The organism is Bradyrhizobium sp. PSBB068 (assembly GCA_016839165.1).
Lineage (GTDB): Bacteria > Pseudomonadota > Alphaproteobacteria > Rhizobiales > Xanthobacteraceae > Bradyrhizobium.
The window spans coordinates 6,612,160-6,629,942 of sequence record CP069300.1; the positions used below are offsets into that span (position 1 = coordinate 6,612,160).

Below are 17,783 nucleotides of genomic sequence, written 5' to 3' on the forward strand. Positions count from 1 at the left end.
CGATCGCGTTCAACCGCTGCCCCTGCCCTGACGGCGCGCCGTCAGCGCACCGTCGAGCACGATCATGTCGTCCTGGCCCGCAAAGGGCGCGGCGAGACCTGCGAGCGAGATGTCGCGAAGCGCGGGCTCGATGGTTCGCGACGGTGCGAACCGGACGTCGCTCCACGCCTCGGCCTCGAAGATTGCGATGTAGTCGGCCGGGCGCAGCCGGTTCGGCTGTCCGGGAAAGCGGAATAACCGGTAGATCGCCTCCGGATAGCGATAGATGTTGTTGGGATCGTGCTCGCGAATCCAGCGCGAATGCGTCTGCAGATCGATGATGTGGATGGCCTCGCAGCCGGGTCGCGCCACCTGCGTCAGGCCGGCAACGGCAGCCGGAACGCTGTCATAATGCTCGAACGCCGCGCAGCTCACGATCAGGTCGAAGGTTCGGCCGCCGGCGAGGCGCGGGATGTCGAAGTCCCGGCCGACCGCATAGCCGAATTCGCGGGCACCGGACGCGGACGCGACGGCGCGTGCGCGTTCCCGGTCCGTCGCGGTGCCTTCGGCGAAGCGATCGAGCAGCAGGTCGTAGAAGATGGAATCCTCATCGCCGGCGAGGTTGAACACGTCGATCGCGTGATACGACCGCGCCCCCATCGCGAGAAACAGCACGCCATTGCCGCGCGATGCGCCGGGACTGAGCTCCAGCACGTCGCGCCCGCGCAGGTCGAACCCCGGCGGCATGAAGCGGCGGAGCGAGCCGAAGGTGTCGAGCAGATAGGCGATCTGGCCCTCGATATCGAATTTCGACACGGTGTTCGGCGTGGCATAGCCGCGCAGCTTGTCCTTGCTCCATGCCAGCCCGAGGAAACCGAGGCCGAGCACCGTCATTTCGAGTTGCCGAAGCGCCGGCGTCATTGTCGGCCTCCGAATCCGAGATGGTTCTTGAGCTCGGCAGCGCCGCGGTTCGCATGTCCGGGCTTCCAGGCCGCCAGCGCGCTCTCATAGACCTCGATGGTACGGTCGACGATCGGATCCCAACCGAAGCAATCCAGCGCCCGCGCGGCACGCTCGCCGCGTTCCGGTGCGCTGTCGGGTGCGGCCAGCTTGAGCCGGATCGCCGCCGCAAGCGCATCGAGGTTGCCTAACGGAAAGTAGCTGTCGGGCCCGAGATCGAGCGCGAGATTGGCGTCGATGTCGCTCGCGAGGCAAGGCACGCCGTGGCTCAGCGCCTCGAGCAGCACCATCGGCATGCCTTCATGGCTCGACGGCAGAACGAACAGCGCCGCGTTGCGGTAGAGCTGGGCCAGGCTCTCGCCGGACTGGAAGCCCGTCATCACCACGCCCGGCGTCGCCGCGGCCGCCTTCTCGACTGCGTGCAGATAGCTGCCGTTGTGATCGGCCGTACCGACGATGATCAGCTTCCTGTCGGGATCGCCCAACCGCGCGAACGCGCCGATCAGATCGAGCTGCCGCTTCTCCTCGACGATCCTGCCGACGCACAGGATGTAGCGGTTCGGGATCACCTCGATATGGTCGAGATAGGAGGTGCCGAGCCTCGGAACGCTGCGCTCCACACCGTTCGGAATGAAGGTCGCCGTAACCCCGAGCCGGGCGCGGACCTGGTCGACGATGCCCTTCGCGACGCCGATCCGCGCATGCGCAAACTTCATTCCCATCCACTCACCGGTGCGCAGCACCGACTTCGCCATCCATCCCCATTTCTGGCGCTCGTAATCGAAACCGTGATGCGTCACCACGACGCGAAGGCCGAGCAGGCGGGCGAGCGGCGTCAGAAGCGCCGGCCCGATCGCATGGATATGAACGAGATCCGGATTGCGTCGGGCGGCGGCGAACAGACCCAGGGTGGTGTGCAAAAGCGCTTCGACGTTCTTCGAGCGCGGTGCCCAGACCGGCGTCACCGTGACGTCTTTCCAGACGTAGGGCTCCGGCGACGGAAGGTACGGCTTGCGCCCGAGCACTTCGACCCGCCAGCCGCGCTGCGCGATCCGGACCGCGAGCGCGGCAACATGGGTTTCGACCCCGCCCTGAATCTCGGGGATGCCGCGCAGCCCGAGGAAGATCACCTTTCTCGGAGGACGGTCCGCTCCACCGGCTGGTATCAACGTGTACATCAGTGCACCACCGTCTCGTAGAGCGCCATCGTGCGGTCGCGATATTTCTCGGGAGAGAATTCCCGCAGCACCCAGTCGCGGCCCGCGGCACCAAGCCGGTTTCGCGCCGTCCGCGGCAGCTTCGCCATGCTCGCCAGGGCTTCGGCCAGCATGCCGACATTGCCCGGCGCCACCAGTACACCGGTCTTGTTGTGAACGATGAGCTCCGGAATGCCGCCGATCCGCGTCCCGATCACCGGGCGACCGAGCGCGTAAGCCTCAAGCACGCTGATCGGCGCGTTCTCGTACCATTCAGAGGCGAGCACCAGGGCGCGCGATTCTCCGATCAGCTGCTTCAGCTCCGGCTTGGCCATGTGGCCCGCGAAGACAATGTCGGCGTCGAGCTCGAATGCGAGCTGACGCAAGGCCGCCTCTTCGGGACCGGCGCCGACCAGGACCAGCCGCTGATGCGCGAGCGCCGCGGCGCGTATCAACGTGCCGAGCCCCTTCTCCGGCGCGAGCCGGCCCGCATAGACGAAGTAGTTGCCCTCGTTACACCAGGGCGTGAACTGCTCCGCGTCGACGAAATTCGGGATGTAGGCGATGCGGCTCGCGTCCCAACCCCATTCCACCAGCTTGTCGCGATAGAAGCGGCTCGGCGCGATCAGGCAGTCCAGCGTGTCGCGGTAGAGACCGAAGCTGCGGTGGACCAGGGTCTCGAGGAAGACGAGCCCGCTCACCACGGCGGAATCCTTGACGCAGCGCCGCAGCAGCAGGTTGTGGATCCGTCCGCCGCGGCAACGCTCGCAGACCTCGCCGTGGCTCAGCATCTTGTAGGCTGGACAGGCAAGCTTGAGATCGTGCGCCGTCATCACCACAGGCACGCCTTCGGCCTTGAGGACGTCGAAGATCGAGGGCGAGATGTGATGGTAGACGTTGTGGGCGTGCGCGACCGACGGCTGGACGCGGGCGATCAGGGCGCGGATCTTCCGGCGTGCCTCCAGCGAGAAGATGATCTTGGCCGCCTGCCTGGCCTTGGTGATCGGCCCGTTGATCCGGCCATACTCGATCTCGGAGACGAAGTAGTCGGACCACGGGCTCGGCAGATTGTCGGGATGCTCCATCGCGAAGGGCACGACATCCCAGCCGGCGGCCGCGAACAGATCGATCTGGTCGAGGAAGACGCTCTCGGCGCCGCCGCGCCGGTAGAAGTAGTTGTTGATGGCCAGCAACCGGCGCTCGCTCGTCATCGCTCGTCCTCCCGGAATCCCATGCGGTTGAGCGCGGCATCGACGGTCAACACGCAGCAGCCGCTCGCGACCGCATGCGCGACCAGCCGCTCGAAGGCAGCGGGCGTGCAGCCAAAGGGGGTCGGCGCCGGCGCGACGTCGTGCGTGAAGAAGATCAACCACCCCGGCTTTTCGACCACCGCGTCGATCCAGCGCGTCAATCCGGCGACATGCGTCTCGGGCTGGCGAATCTCGACGGCCCTGAGAAAGGTCGGGTCGGTCGGCCCGCGGTTGATCGCTTCGCCGCCTGCGCGGCAGGTCCGGTACGCATGAGCCAGCATCGGCCGCTTGCCGAAGCTGCCGGAGTTGTAGGGATAGGCGAAGTTGCGACGGCCAGGGCGCGGATCGACCGAATCGAGATAACGTGCATTGTCCGCGAGGTCCGCGGCGAGCGACGCGCGATCGACATGCCTGATATCCCGATGGCCAAAGGTGTGGCAGCCGATCTCGTGACCGCGCGCGGCAAGCTCCCTGCAGCCCGCGGCATCGATCAGGGTACGGCCCGGCTCGACGCGCCCCTCGAGACCGCCGGCGATGTAGAAGGTGCCGCGCACATCGCGCGCTTCCAGGATCGTGGCACCGGCGCGGAGTGCTGAATCCGGCACGTCGTCGAACGTGAAGGAGACGATCGGTTGCCGGGTCGGAATCGGAATCAACCGCCAGGGCGTCGCCCGGATCAGCCGGTTGGTCAGGCGGCCGGCGAGCCGATCGATCGTCCCCGGCAGACGGGACGCGGTTGCCGGTGAGCGCAACGCGACAGCGGGACTATGCATGCGCCGTCTCCCCGACATGCATCACGGTGTCCGCCTCGCGAATCTCGTGCGCGCTCGCCTGCAGGCGAAGGCCGAAGATCGAGACGATCAGCATGAACCAGACGAGACTGCCGGACTGGAAGTACAGGCTCTCGACGCAGGCAGAGAACACGCCGTAGAGCCAGATCCGGGTGAACAGACGCGTCAGCGCCGGATCATTGCCGCGCGCCTCCGCGCGCGACACGTCGCGCAGCGGCAGCCAGACGAGCAGGGCCAGCGTGAGAATCAGGCCGGGGATGCCGGTCGTGATCGCGGCATCGAGATAGGCGTTGTGGGCGTTGAAGGCGCCGACCGCCCAGCTCGCGCCGCCTCCCGCCTTGTAGACCATCTCGTCGGTCTGCCAGAACAATTGGAAGCCGTAGCCGGTCAGCGGCCTGTCCGCGACCGCGGACGCACCAACCCGCCAGATGTCGATGCGATTGGTGAAGGTCGGGTCGATCCCGAGGCCTGCGACCAGTTCCCGCATCGCCGGCGAGATCGAACAGCCGATCGTGATGACGTTGAAGGCCGCGATTCCCAGCACCACCATCGGCATCCGGATCGCCCGCCAGCGCTCGAACATCCAGGCGATCACCAGAATGCCGGGCAGCGCCGCGGTGGACGACTTGCCGCCGGTCTGGGTGAGGAACACGACCGCCAGCAGCGTGATCGCGCCGCCCATGACACGGCGCCCGGTGCCGTACAAATAGAGGCCGGCGAAGCTGATCAGCACCATCGCCGCCGCCGCGACGTTCTTGTGCGCGAAATGGCCGCGCCACAGCCCGGCGTTCATCGGCTCGCGGACCTCGCTCGCCTGATGGATCGCATGCACCGGCCACAACGCGACGCCGAGATAGGCGAACGCCAGCGTCCCGACGCAGCACATCGACAGCATGCCGGCGAACTGACGCTCCGAGCGCGGCAGCAGCAGGAAGATGCCGGCATTGACGATCGTCAGCGTCGCCAGCACGACCCGCTTCAACGCAAGGTCCGGATGTGCCGAAATGGCGGAGACGAAGGCGAACCACAGCAGCGTCGCGATCAGGACGCCGCGCGGGCGCACCGCAAGATGACGCACCGGTGAGCTGATGGCGGTCAGCCACAGACTGGCGGTCAGGCCGAGGAAAACGATCTGGTTGATGGTGTTCGACTTGTCAGCGGCGGGGTCGCCCGCATTGGCCGCCGAGAGGTCGATGAACGGCGTCAGCGTGATCAGGTAGAACAACAGCGTCGCCACGAACAGCGGCGGTCCCAGGACGCCGATCGCTCCACTCTCGCGCATCTCGCCTGACGGCATCATGTCGCCCTGCTCCTGGCGACGCGCAGCGCGTCGAGATAACCGAAGCCGGCGAGCGCGGCCGCGCAAAGCAGCAGGCCGAGCGCCGCGCCGGCGGCGGCGGCGATGATCGGACGAGGTGGCCAGGTCGGGCGAATCGGCTCGACGGCGGGCGAGATAACGCGCACGTCGGTGGCATCGATCTGTTGCCGCTCGGCGGCCTCGCCGGAGCGCGTCAGGAAGGTCTGGTAGAGTGCGGTCTTGGCGCTCGCCTCGCGTTCGAGTTCGCGCAGCTTGACCTGGGCCTGGTCATCGACCGACACATTGCCGCGCAGGGTACGGGTCTCCTCGGTCAGCGTATCGAGCGCCACCTTGGCTTGACCGACCTCAAAGCGGGCGGCGCTGCGCAGCCGCTCGGTCTCGGACTTGATCGCCTTGGTGAGGGCGTCGGATTCGGCCAACGCATTCAGCATGGCAGGATGACGCGGACCGAGGGTCTGGGTCAGGGTCGCGATTTGCCGGCGCAGGGCTGCTTCGTCGGCGAGCAAGCCGGACAAGGTCTGCGACTGCACGGCGCCTGCCTGCACGCCATAGAGCGACACGGCGCGCGAGACCTCGTTGTAGCGGGCCTCCGCCTCGGCGAGACGCGCCTTTGCATCGGTCAGCTTCCCGTTCATCCGCTCCATGGCATCGGTGCTCAGCGGCTGCTTGGACTGCCCCTGCTGAAGGCCATGGGCGCGACGGAAGGCTTCGGTGCGGTCTTCCGCCTCGGTCGCCGCGGCCTTGAGCTCGCCGAGCCGCGCCGTCAGCCCCTGGGCCACGCGTCCGGCCCGCTCGGCGTCGGCCCGAACGACCTCTTCGCGGAAGGTCGTGGCAATTGAATTCGCAAGCCGAGCCGACATCGCCGGCTCGCTCGCCCAGACCGACAGCGTCACGACGTAGGACCGCTCCTGTCGCACGACGTTGATGCGCTTGGCGAGCAGGCCCATCAGATCGTTGCGTTCGGCCGCGTCGGATGCGCGGCGATCGAACAGCCAGCCGAGATCGAACAGGCGCATCTTGTCGGCGAATTCCGGATCGTTCCTGAGGCCGAGCTTGTCGATCACGCGGCGCAGAACATTCCCGGAGGTGATCGTCCGCATCTTGCTCTCGACATCCAGGATCTGGCTGTCGCTCTGGATGTTCGTCGCGTAAAGATCGTTCGGGGTGACCATCAGGTTGGACGGTGAGATCGTGAGATCGGTGATCGCGGTGAAGCGGGGCGTCACGAGTTGCGTTGCACCGACGCCGACGATCGCGCCGGCGAGAATGGCAACCAGAATCCAGCGCCAGCCCTGCAGCAGCAGGCCGGCGACCTGCATCGGGCTGATCACGGCCGAAGCCGTTGCGCTCATCGCGCGGTAAGCGGCATCATCTCGCCGTGACCTGTTGCTGTCGGTTGCTGTGTACATGTCAGTCGACTTCACTGGGGGGCATGCCGGCCTGGCGGGGGCGGTCTAGTTGGGGCTGGACCAGGCATCGCCATCGAAAGCGATGCCGACCTTGATCCGCGCGATCGGCACGGAGCCCGATCCGCTGATCGTGCCGTCCGGCAACACGTGCCCGGTGATGGGTCTCTTGACGCTCAGAGCGGCCAAATCGTCCATGACGACCTCCGTGTCCTGTCCCGAGCATTCATTTCGCTCGGCTTGGCCCACTATCCTCGCTCCAAGAGCACAGACAACTTTAAGTGGCCTTTAGCGTTAGGTGTTAGCGTTAACCTTACTATCAATTCCTTGGATATTGGCATGCGCAGTGATAGCTCCATAAAAGCTGATGTCCGACGACGAACTGATGAGCCGCATATAATCAACCTTTGATTGCATCGGCGATCGCGCGTCGTTCACGAACACAGCGCGGGAGGATCGCACCTCACAGCTTCTTCGCCGCGCTCGCGGTTGCGCGACCTTGCGGCTTCGTTGAGCGACGGACCGCAACGCTCCGCTCGAGACCACGAGCAAGCGCTCGAGGACGCGGGCGTCGCGTCAGGCGCGACGTCGGCGTTAACGTCAATCTTCGAACGGCGCGCAGCTCACGATACGACGCGCATGCGAGCCTGATAGAGTGCGCGTGGGGATCGACCGCCAACCGGAGGCCGTGGATCATTGCTACATATCACCGCCGTTAGCCGGACATTCTCGACGGCCACGCCGATGATCGTCAGCTATCTGCTGTCGAGCGGATCGCTGGCGGCGGCGAGCCTGGCGCAGCTCGTGACGTTTGCGATCCTGGCGCGTGCGCTGGGCCCGGCTGAATTCGGCCTGTTCGTCCAGATATCGGCGGTGACCGCGATCGCGGTGCAGATCTGCGGCCTCGGCGCCTCCGACTGCCTGCTGCGCAGGGTCGCGCGCGAGCCGGCGAGTTATCCTGACCTGCTTGGCCACAACATTCTCCTGATCGGGCTCACCGGCGCGGTGCTCGTGATCGGCGGCGTCGCGGCGATGGCGTCGTGGACGCGCATGGTCTCCGGTCCCTCGATCGCCGTCTCGGCCATCGCGCTGCTGTTCCTCGGCAACGTCGTGCTGGTCCGCCTGATCCTCCTCGTCGAGACCGTATTCCTCAGCCTCGGCCAGGTTCGCTCGGCCAATCGCTCGGTCGTGGGCTTTGCGATCGCGCGCACGGCGACGGCCGCGCTTGCCTGTCTCGTATTCCATGCATCGAGCCTGTCGGAATGGGCGGCATGGCAGTTTGGCGGACACCTGCTCTATGCCCTGGTGGGACTGATGTGGCTCCGGCCGCTTGGCCGGCCGCGATTGGCGATCCTGCGCGAGGAATTGCGCTCCGGCGTTCTGTTCAGCTCCCAATTCGTCGTTCGTGCGATCCGATCCAACGTCGACCTGTTCGTGATCGGCCTGTTCACGCCGATCGAGACCGTCGGCAGCTACGGCGTCGCCCGCCGCATCATGGACAGCAGCTACCTCTCGATCGATGCGTTCAACCGGCTGATCTATCCGCGCTTCGCGCGCGCCAGCCGCGACGGCCTGCATCTGGCGCTGCCCGCGGCAAAGCGTGCTCTGGCCGCGGCCCTCGGCCTCGGCGCGGCGACCTGCCTCATCCTGTTCGTGCTGGCGCCCGAGTTGCCGCGGTTGTTCGGCCGCGAGTACCATGATCTTGCGTTCTTCGTGCGGTGCCTGTCCGGCACGGTGATCCTGATCGGCGCCTGGGCAGTCGCGATGGACTTGCTGGGGGCATCGGGACGGCAAGGCGTGCGCGCGCTGATCCTGAACAGCACCAATCTGGTCGGCAGCGGACTCATCGCTGCAGCGACCTGGCTCGCCGCTCCGATCGGGACCTTCCTGGCACTCTATGTGATCGAGGGATCCCTTGTCGTCTCCGCGTGGCTGGTGCTGCTGCGGCTCGTGCGCCGCAGTTGCCGGGATGCGGACGAGTCCGGCGCGACTGTTGCGCGGTCAAGGAATGTCCCGGACGACGCGGCTGTCGATCCAAGCCGCCGGAGCCTTCCGGCCGTGCAGGAAGCCGAGCGGTAGCGCCGCGGCGTGGAACAACCACGCAACGACAGCATAGAGACCAAGCGTCAGGCTGCGCTGGCGCAGGCTCATCAATCCGATGACGCCGGCGATCGTGGCCGCATCGATCGCAAGCCCCGATCCGGGATGCGGCGTCAGGAACGGCAGCACGACCATGGCGGCCAGCCAGAGGTAGACCGCGCCCCACAGCTTCAATTCCGGCAATTCCTGAACCAGCTGCTTCCACTGCGGCTTGCCGAACGCCGCCCGCAGCAGTTCGCCGATGCCGCGCAGATAGCCCGACTTCCAGCGCCGGACGAGCAGCGCGTAGGCGTTGATGGCATGGCCGAAATGCCGGACGAAGCTGCGGTCGAGACGGTGCAGCCGCCAGCCGCTCGCCCGCAGCCGCACGCCGAGATCGAACTCCTCGTAGCCATGCAGATTGCGGTCCGACAGATATCCGACCTGCTCGATCGCCGTCCGCCGATAAAGACCGCCGCCGTTCAAGCGGTCGATCTCCCCGATCCGGTTCTCCGGCGAGATCCTGCGGCCGCGCCGCACATATTCGAGACTGGTGTCGTTCATCTCCACGACATGCCCGGTCACACCCGCGACGCCCGGATGGTCCGCGAGCCAGGCGAGCGCGTCGGGCAGGAAGGCGGGATCAAGCAGCATGTCGCCGTCCATCAGACAGATGAACGGTTCGCGACTGTACTGGAAACCGAGCTGCGGACCGATGCCGCAACTCGGCGCGATCGCCGGTTCAAGCTGCACGATGCGGACGGGATATCTCGCCGCGACGGCGAGCGTCGCGTCGCGCGAACCGCCGTCGGCCACGATGACTTCGCCGCCGATCCCTTCGAGCGCAGCCAGCACGCTCTCGATCGCCGGGCCGATCCGCGCCTCCTCGTTGAGGGCCTTGAGGATAACCGACACTGCCATGGCGTGATCCACCTCAGCCGAAATCGCACATCAGCCGGCTCCAGTCCTCGCCGGCGAGCCCGCCGAGATAGATGTCACCGCGCGCGACGGCGTCGTTCACCTCGGCAATCCGCGTCAGCGCCATGGCGAACGCCCGGTGCCGAAACACGAGCCAGCGCTGCAGCGCCAGCCCCGGCATCAAGGCGGGCTGCGCGCGGCCGCGGGCTTCGACATGGCCGGTGCTTTCCAGATGGCGGAACATCGCACCCAGCACGACGATTTCTTGGCCGGGCAGCGACAGGATGTTCAGAACGTGCGCCGTCCGCCCCGGGGCGGCGTAGTAGACGAATGCGCCGATCGGCGTGCCGGCACGGTCTTCCACCGCGCGGATAGTGAACGCGCCGAGCCTGGTATTCTGCGCCGCCAGGGCGACCAGCCAGCCAAGTTCATCTTCCGACCACAACGGCCGCACCGCATAATGGGCGATCAGCCGCGGCGCATGCTCAAGAAAGGCCGGGACCGGCATCTCGGTCACGTTCACGCCGGCGGCCTGGTCCGCATCGTCGCCGCCGCGCAGACAGCGCAGCAGCGCGTCGAGGGGGCGCAGCAGCGTCGCGAAGCCCGGATCGTTTCGGCGCAAGAACCGCAGCGAGAAGCGTCCGGCGAGCGCGCCCAGCGGACGGAAGCTGCGCGCCCATTCCAGGTTCTGCACGGGTATCGGTTTTCCGCCGATCGCCCGCAGGTGATCGGCGCTGGTCGGCGAGGCGCTGTCGCAAAACGAAAAATCGGCGCGCCTGGGCCGCAGCGCAAGGATCAGCTGCGCCGCGCCGGCAGCTTCCTTGTTGGCGTCGGTCATGAAGACGCCAAGCAGCCGTCCGGGCACGACATTGCCACAGGCCATGAAGCGCATCGGGACAGTGAGCAACGCGCTACGGATGCGTCCGTCCTGCTGCTCGTAGACCTGCGTGCCTGCCGTCGCACTGTAGCACGGCGAGCCGAAGTTCAGGGCGGCCAGGTACGCCTCGAGGTCCGGGCTCGCCGGCTTGTCGGCATCCCTGAAGATCTTGAGGAAGAGGCGCGCGACTGCCGGCACGTCGTCGGTAGTCATCGGCCTGACGGAGCCCCTGCGCGGGGCCTGTGCATTCGCCTGCGTCTGCGGCCCGCGCTGCAGCATCTAGCGCTCGGGAATTAGCGGACGCGCCCGCGCGTCATGCGGATGGCGGGGCCGGAAAGCAATATGCGACGATGAATTCAGCATGGTCAGCCACTTGATCTGTGTCCAATCGCAGCGGCGTCGCCGGACGCCAGTATCAATGATCTTCAAAAACCGATGACCCTGTCCCTCATCGCTCACCGCGTGGTGCGCCTGGGCGGTCTTCACTGTCACTCAAGCAAATCGAGAGCATTAACCCCGATTGCGCCGACCGGGCGCCCGTCATGCGGCGACCCTCCAACTTCGGGCGCAAGCCGTCAAGAATTTCAACTTGTGGAGGTTAATGCGCGTCCCGACCGCGGTCCGTGACATCCGCATGACCGGGTGAGCCGCTACTTTGGCGCGATGGTTCCGGTTACCTTCAGTCTCGCCGACCTCACCCAACCCGAGACGTCGTTGCCCGTCCCCGGATTGAGATACATCACCGACGACCAGCCATCACTGGTCTGCGCATAGGCGACGAGCACGTCATTCGGAATCACGAACACCCCGCTGATCGGGCAGTGAAGATTGGGCGCCGAGTAGAATTGCAGCCGCCCCTTGCCCGTCACCACATTGGCAAGCGGCGGCGACAGCATCGGGACGCGACTGGTACCCGCCCGCGGCTCCTTGCAGCTCGACGGCGGCTGCGCGTGCACAGTTGCACCCAGAGCCCCCAGCATCAGGGCACTACCGGCGATGCAGGCGAGAACAAACCTGTCCGACGTCATTCACTCTCCGACCGCACGACGCAATCATCCGTCATTCCGGAGTTTGTCGCCGGACGAGGCGGGCAGGTTCTGTGCGCTCCAACGAAACTTTGCGCGCCCGCGTCGAGACGCGCGTGTCGCCGGTTCCGGCAGCGCAACGCGTGTCCGGTTCAGTTTGCGGCGATGATGACGAGGTTGTTCAAGACAGGCGTCGAACAGAAGGCGACGACGAGCGCGATGTTGTAGACATTGTCGCTGCGCCAAAGCAGCCACGTCAGGACGAATGTGAGACCGAGCTTGGGAACCAGCCATCCGCGTATCCCAGGAGCAAGGCGGATTGTTGATCCATGTCACGAAGCGGCCGAGCGGGATGCGGACGTTGAGATGCGCACAAGCATCGGGGACGAAGAAGATGAATGCCGCGGCGATCGCCATGTCCGGCGGGATCCGAAACAGGATCGCCATGATCGGAAGAAAGGCGTCGGACAGCACCCGTTCCAACCAGAAATGTCGGGCGCCGGTGATGAACGTAATGCCGTTCGCGCTGTGGTGGAACGAGTGCATCGCCCACAGCAAGGGGATCGCGTGCTGAAGCCGATGGAACGTGTATTTGTAGAGGTCGAGCGCCACCACCACGATCGCGAACGAGACGTACCACCTGTAGCCTTCGGTCGGCAGCTTGATCCAGCCAAGTCCGACATAGCTTGCAATCGCACCCGCGCTAATCGCAGCAAGTGGGGCGAACAGGTGCTCCAACCCGACGCTCACGATGACCGCGAGCCAATCAGCACGAAACTCGTCGCCGGAAACAGGCGCAATGGGCCACGTCTTCTCCAGGATGCGACTGCCGTAGACGATCCCCAGAAGGACCGCTGCGCAAAAAACGGCGTTTGAAATCTCACTCGACATGAGAAACGAACCCGCCGGTTCAAAAGGCCGGACAAAATGAATAAAACATTCCGCCGCCTGTAGACTGAAAAACCTTATTTTTTCTCAACGCCCCGACGGGCGCAAGCAGGGTTTTTACGGGCGTTCCTTCGCCTTCAGCCCTGACTTCACCACACCTTGGTCCACGCCGGCAGCGCCGTTCGATCACCCGTCAATCCCACGGCGGCTTGCCGCGGAATGCCTCGACCAGGAAGTCCACCATCACCCGCACTTTTGCGCTGACATGGCGGCGGCTCGGGTAAACCGCCAGCACGTCGATCTCGGGTGTGTGATAGTCCGGCAGCAGGCGGACCAGGCGGCCCTGCCGCAGCAGCTCCCCGATCAGGAATGTCGGCTGCAGGATCAATCCGAATCCGGCCGCTGCTGCCGCACAAGCCGTTTCGCCGTTGTTGGTATGGAAGATGTTGGAGACCGGCACGGCGTGAAGCTTGCCGTCGCCGTCGAGCAGCCGCCATTCCTCGGCCGAGGCGGAATAGGCGTAGGCAATGCAGGCGTGGTTTTTGATGTCATCCGGGGTCTGCGGCGCGCCGTGTCGCGCGACGTAATCCGGTGACGCACAGACGAAATGATGGATGGCCGCGAGCTTGCGGCTGATCAGGCTCGGCGATCCTCCGCGTGAGATGCGCACAGCCAGATCGAAGCCCTCGTCGACGAGGTCGACGAGCCGATCGACCAGGCTGATGTCGAGTTCGATGTCCGGATAGCGCGCCATGAAGCGTGGCCATAGCGGCGCGAGGTGAAGAATGCCGAAGCTCAGCGGCGCGTTGATCCGCAGACGCCCGCGCGGCTGCATTGCAGTGGACGACGCGATCGCCTCCGCCTCCGCCACCTCCTCCAGGATCGAGAGCGCGCGGTCATACAGCGTCTTGCCGGTCTCGGTCAGCGACAGGCGCCGCGAGGTCCGGTTGAGCAGGCGCGCCCCGAGCATCTCCTCCAGCTCGTTGACGTAGCGGGTCACATTGGCCGGCGAGGTCTCCAGTTTGTCCGCCGCGCGGGTGAAGGAGCCTTGGCCGACCACGGTGGCAAACACCTCGAAGGCACGCAGACGGTCCATGGCATCCTCGATCATTCATAAAAGATGAATGATACAACCATCTTCTGCACCTTCTTTCCAGTTCTGTAAGTGACTAATCAGGTTCCCATCACGCCGCGATTGGCGCGGCCGAACCGGAGAACGGACATGGCACAGGGTACGGGACGTCTTTCAGACAAGGTTGCAATCGTGACCGGCGCGAGCTCGGGCATCGGCCGGGTCACGGCCAAGCTGTTCGCGGCCGAAGGCGCGAAGGTGGTGGTCGGCGCGCGGCGGGAAAGCGAACTGGCGAGCCTGGTCGACGAGATCAAGGCCAGCGGCGGGACAGCGGTCTCGCTCGCCGGCGACGTGCGCTCGGAAGATTATGCCAAGGCCCTCGTCGCCCTGGCGGTCAAGGCATTCGGCCGATTAGACATTGCCTTCAACAATGCCGGCACCCTCGGCGAGGGCGGTGCCTCGACCGGCGTCTCCGAAGCCGGCTGGAACGATGCCGTCGCGATCAACCTCACCGGCTCGTTCCTGGGCGCCAAGCACCAGATCGCCGAGATGACCAAGCATGGCGGCGGATCGGTGATCTTCACCTCGACCTTCGTCGGTTACAGCTCGTCATTCCCCGGCGTTGCCGCCTATGCCGCAAGCAAGTCCGGCCTGATCGGCTTGACCCAGACGCTTGCGTCCGAGTTTGGCCCACAGAACGTCAGGGTCAACGCGGTGCTGCCCGGCGCAATCGAGACCGAGATGTATCGCGAGATGAACGACACCCCTGACAAGGCGGCGTTCGTCACCAACCTGCACGCGCTCAAGCGCGTGGGTCGCCCCGAGGAAGTCGCGCGCTCGGTGCTTTATTTGGCGTCGGAAGATTCCAGCTTCGTCACCGGGACCGCGTTGCTGGTCGACGGCGGCCTCTCGATCACCCGCACCTGAGGCGACCGACCAACCATCGTTCAAGGAGGCTGACATGGGATTGCTGGTCGACGGGAAATGGCAAGACGCCTGGTATGCGACAAAGCCAAGCGGTGGTCGCTTCATTCGCAAGGACAGCTCCTTCCGCAACTGGATCACGGCCGACGGCAGCGCCGGCCCGACCGGAATCGGCGGCTACAAGGCAAAGGCCGGCCGCTATCATCTTTATGTCAGCCTCGCCTGCCCCTGGGCCCACCGCACACTGATCATGCGCGCGCTGAAGGGGCTCGAGGACCAGATCTCTGTATCGGTGGTGCACTGGCTAATGCTCGAGCACGGCTGGACCTTCGCCGACGGCCCGGGCGTGGTCCCGGACACCGTCTACCACGCCCGGTTCCTGCATCAAATCTATACCGCAGCGGATCCATACTACAGCGGTCGCGTCACCGTTCCCGTACTATGGGACAAGCACACCGGCAGCATCGTCAGCAACGAATCGTCCGAGATCATCCGGATGCTGAATTCGGCCTTCGATGGAATCGGCGCCAAGCCCGGCGACTACTATCCGGCCGCGCTCCGCGAAGAGATCGACGCGGTCAACACGCGCGTCTACCACACCGTCAACAACGGCGTTTACAAGGCAGGCTTCGCCACCACGCAGCAAGCCTATGAGGAAGCCGTCGTGCCGCTGTTCGACACGTTGGACTGGCTCGAGCAACGGCTTGCCGACCGGCGTTTCCTGCTAGGCGACAGCCTGACCGAAGCCGACATCCGCCTGTTCACGACACTGATCCGCTTCGACGCGGTCTATGTCGGGCACTTCAAGTGCAACATCCGGCGGCTGGTCGATTATCCAAATCTGTTCGCCTATACGCGCGACATCTATCAGTGGCCCGGCGTCGCCGCGACGGTGGATTTCGAGCATATCCGGCGGCACTATTACGAGAGCCATCGCTCGATCAATCCGACCGGGATCGTTCCGCTCGGTCCCGTCCTCGACTTCACCGCAGCGCACGGACGCACGCAGCCGGCCGCCGCGAATCTTCCGCGAGCGCATGGGCTTCGGCACGTGGGATAGATCGAGAATCCGCGAGCACGGATGCGAGGTTGAAGCAGATACCCGGTTGAACACCAGAGATCGCGACCGCGACGAACAGCAGAACCCCAACACCACTTCGTTGGAGGACGGACGATCCGAGAGAACTGCGGCTCCGAAGCCGAATTTCATTCCTGCTCGGACGGCGCGAATCCGGCAATCAGCTTCACGAGCTCCGTCTGGCCTGCGGTGTCGGTCTTTCGAAACACGTTATGAAGGTGGGTCTTGACCGTTGCCTGCGTCAGCCCGAGCGTCTCGGCCAGCGCCCGCACGCCATCGACCTTCATGACCGCATCGACAATCCGGACTTCACTCGCCGTGAGCTTGTAGAGCTTGGCGAGCGCCTCGAGCGGCGGTGGATTCGCCGGCGATGTCTTGCGGACGAAGACGGCGGCGACCGCCGAGTGCAGCGCGCCGGTCCGCTGCCGGTCGCCCGTGGTCAGCGGTAACACGTAGGCAAAGGAGCCGCCCCGCAGCGAAGTCAGGAGCGGAATCGGACCGGGGTTGCCGGCTGCGGCATTGCCGTTCTCGGCTGCAGCAAGCGCCTCGCGCAACGCGCGCTGCGCCTGCGGCGAGACCGCCGTCAATGCGCCCATCCTCTCGGTGAGCAGCGCGCCATCGTTGAGCAGAGCGCGTCCGGGACCGTTGGCGAAGACCAGGCGCCCGTTCGCGCCGACCAGGAAAACGCCGGCCGTGACGTTGTCGAGCGTCTCTAACAGGACCGCCTGCGCGGTCCTGTTCTGGTCGAACAGCCGTCCGATCGAGACCGCACGCTGCAAATGCGGCACGATCAGCGCAAGGCGCCGACGATTCTCCGCATCGGCGAGGCCGTCCGCTTCATGCATCTGAATGGCAATGATGGATGAACTGGTCGCGCTCTTTTCCAGATTGGCGGCGACCGAATCGATGACGCCCTGCGGCTTCATCCACTCCTCGTAGAACACCGTCTCCAGCATTTCTTCGAACGGAACGAGATCGGTGGACCCGTAGACCTGACCGGCATCATAGAAGGTAGCCGCAGGAAAACATGGATTCAGGGAGAAATATTTCTCGAAGTAAAGCTTGGTGTAGTGAGGATCGTTGTTGAACAGATGCAGCTGCGCGGACTGCTCGGTTGCGGCATCGTGCCAGAACAGATTTGCCGAGGAGCCACCGACGAACCGACACACTTTCTCGATGGCACGTGGCCAGAGGGGAGGATCGAGCGCGGCATCATAAACGACGCCGATCAGCTCTGAAAGCAAGGCTGATTCAGACGTCACGGCCAACTCTTCATCGTGGCGAGCAATTCGTGGGGCATTGGCGCCTCAGTGGGACTCTACCTCTACAACACGCACCATCACGACGGCAAACGTTGCGTACACGAATATTGGGACGGCGTTGCCCCACGGAACAGCATGCCAAGACCCGTCTGCGGCTATTTCGCTGGTGTGTTCGGCTTGGCAGGCGCCGTCTGCCTCTGCGAAACGACGGCCTTTCCCGACGAAGCTTCCGGCGCGGCGGGCGCCACGGGCGCTGACTGGCCGACCGACAGCGAGACGCCGAACACGCGCCATTGTCCGTCCACCGGCGCGAACAATAATTCAAAATTCACCTGCGACGGCACCGACGGGAAAAACCCGGCCATGTGCAACAGGCCATTCGGCTCGATCTGCGGCAATAACGAGAGCTGCGGCTCGATCACGGCGACGCCGGAGAGATCGAGCTTATCGGCGCGCTGCTTGGCGAAAATCTCCGCGAGCTTGGCCGCGGTGTTGACCTGGAAACCGGAGGCGCCGAGGTCGCGCAGCACGGTGTAATTCCCGCTCTTGTTGGCATGATCGAGCGCAAGGAGCGTCGAGCGGATCAGCATCAGCACGCCGTTGCGGTCGATGTTGGCGGGCTTGGCCGCCTGCTGCTGCGCCGAAGGTTGTGACGGGGGCGGGTGCGGCTGCGGCGACGGCTGCTGCGCGAACGTCGCGACCGCGCCCAGTATCAGGAGCCCAACGCCGGCACTGACCCAACGCAGCGTCATGGCAATGC

At 65.2% G+C, this 17,783-nt stretch carries 16 protein-coding genes and 1 pseudogene; 3 read left to right on the top strand and 14 right to left on the bottom strand.

Going from position 1 to position 17,783, the window contains the following annotated elements; translation table 11 throughout:
- Positions 1-9: 9 nt before the first annotated feature.
- The 7 genes from JQ507_30690 to JQ507_30720 are packed head-to-tail and all read right to left on the bottom strand — an operon-like array spanning position 10 to position 7,098.
- Entirely contained in the window at positions 10-900 is an 891-nt protein-coding gene (locus JQ507_30690; protein ID QRI69194.1) for a hypothetical protein, read from the bottom strand.
- On the bottom strand, positions 897-2,117 hold the full coding sequence (locus tag JQ507_30695) for a glycosyltransferase family 4 protein (protein QRI69195.1): 1,221 nt from the start codon (positions 2,115-2,117) through the stop codon (positions 897-899). The genes JQ507_30690 and JQ507_30695 overlap by 4 nt, the downstream gene beginning before the upstream one ends.
- On the bottom strand, positions 2,117-3,346 hold the full coding sequence (locus JQ507_30700) for a glycosyltransferase family 4 protein (protein ID QRI69196.1): 1,230 nt from the start codon (positions 3,344-3,346) through the stop codon (positions 2,117-2,119). The genes JQ507_30695 and JQ507_30700 overlap by 1 nt, the downstream gene beginning before the upstream one ends.
- A complete protein-coding gene (locus JQ507_30705) occupies positions 3,343-4,158 on the bottom strand; it encodes a polysaccharide deacetylase family protein (protein QRI69197.1) in 816 nt (271 codons plus the stop codon). The genes JQ507_30700 and JQ507_30705 overlap by 4 nt, the downstream gene beginning before the upstream one ends.
- A complete protein-coding gene (locus JQ507_30710) occupies positions 4,151-5,476 on the bottom strand; it encodes an O-antigen ligase family protein (GenBank protein ID QRI69198.1) in 1,326 nt (441 codons plus the stop codon). Before JQ507_30710 ends, JQ507_30705 begins: the two co-directional genes overlap by 8 nt.
- Positions 5,473-6,903, bottom strand: a complete 1,431-nt coding sequence (locus JQ507_30715) for a GumC family protein (protein QRI69199.1) — start codon at positions 6,901-6,903, stop codon at positions 5,473-5,475. The genes JQ507_30710 and JQ507_30715 overlap by 4 nt, the downstream gene beginning before the upstream one ends.
- A gap of 45 nt (positions 6,904-6,948) precedes the next feature.
- Complete coding sequence (locus tag JQ507_30720) at positions 6,949-7,098, bottom strand: hypothetical protein (protein ID QRI69200.1); 150 nt, start codon at positions 7,096-7,098, stop codon at positions 6,949-6,951.
- A gap of 546 nt (positions 7,099-7,644) precedes the next feature.
- On the opposite strand from JQ507_30720, the gene JQ507_30725 reads away from it, so the two are divergent.
- On the top strand, positions 7,645-8,979 hold the full coding sequence (locus tag JQ507_30725; protein QRI73587.1) for a lipopolysaccharide biosynthesis protein: 1,335 nt from the start codon (positions 7,645-7,647) through the stop codon (positions 8,977-8,979).
- On the opposite strand, the gene JQ507_30730 is transcribed toward JQ507_30725, so the two are convergent.
- From JQ507_30730 to JQ507_30750, 5 genes and pseudogenes are all read right to left on the bottom strand, one after another.
- Positions 8,902-9,900 (bottom strand): glycosyltransferase, encoded by a 999-nt coding sequence (locus JQ507_30730; protein QRI69201.1) that lies wholly within the window; start codon positions 9,898-9,900, stop codon positions 8,902-8,904. The two genes, JQ507_30725 and JQ507_30730, sit on opposite strands and share 78 nt — an antisense overlap.
- A gap of 13 nt (positions 9,901-9,913) precedes the next feature.
- Positions 9,914-10,987: a GNAT family N-acetyltransferase gene (locus tag JQ507_30735; protein QRI69202.1), complete on the bottom strand. Its 1,074-nt coding sequence runs from the start codon at positions 10,985-10,987 to the stop codon at positions 9,914-9,916.
- A gap of 437 nt (positions 10,988-11,424) precedes the next feature.
- A complete protein-coding gene (locus JQ507_30740; GenBank protein ID QRI69203.1) occupies positions 11,425-11,802 on the bottom strand; it encodes a hypothetical protein in 378 nt (125 codons plus the stop codon).
- Positions 11,803-12,114: 312 nt separating this feature from the next.
- Positions 12,115-12,690 (bottom strand): annotated as a pseudogene (locus JQ507_30745) (sterol desaturase family protein).
- A gap of 190 nt (positions 12,691-12,880) precedes the next feature.
- Positions 12,881-13,783 carry a LysR family transcriptional regulator gene (locus tag JQ507_30750; GenBank protein ID QRI69204.1) on the bottom strand — a complete coding sequence of 301 codons (903 nt, stop codon included), beginning with the start codon at positions 13,781-13,783 and terminating at the stop codon, positions 12,881-12,883.
- A 126-nt stretch (positions 13,784-13,909) separates the two neighbouring features.
- Here JQ507_30750 and JQ507_30755 point away from each other — a divergent pair, with 126 nt between their 5' ends.
- Both JQ507_30755 and JQ507_30760 read left to right on the top strand, forming a co-directional pair.
- Positions 13,910-14,686, top strand: a complete 777-nt coding sequence (locus JQ507_30755; GenBank protein ID QRI69205.1) for an SDR family oxidoreductase — start codon at positions 13,910-13,912, stop codon at positions 14,684-14,686.
- Between the two features lie 34 nt (positions 14,687-14,720).
- Positions 14,721-15,743, top strand: a complete 1,023-nt coding sequence (locus tag JQ507_30760) for a glutathione S-transferase family protein (protein QRI69206.1) — start codon at positions 14,721-14,723, stop codon at positions 15,741-15,743.
- 146 nt (positions 15,744-15,889) lie between these two features.
- On the opposite strand, the gene JQ507_30765 is transcribed toward JQ507_30760, so the two are convergent.
- Positions 15,890-17,023 carry a helix-turn-helix transcriptional regulator gene (locus tag JQ507_30765; GenBank protein QRI69207.1) on the bottom strand — a complete coding sequence of 378 codons (1,134 nt, stop codon included), beginning with the start codon at positions 17,021-17,023 and terminating at the stop codon, positions 15,890-15,892.
- A gap of 155 nt (positions 17,024-17,178) precedes the next feature.
- A complete protein-coding gene (locus JQ507_30770; protein ID QRI69208.1) occupies positions 17,179-17,775 on the bottom strand; it encodes a hypothetical protein in 597 nt (198 codons plus the stop codon).
- Positions 17,776-17,783: the final 8 nt, after the last annotated feature.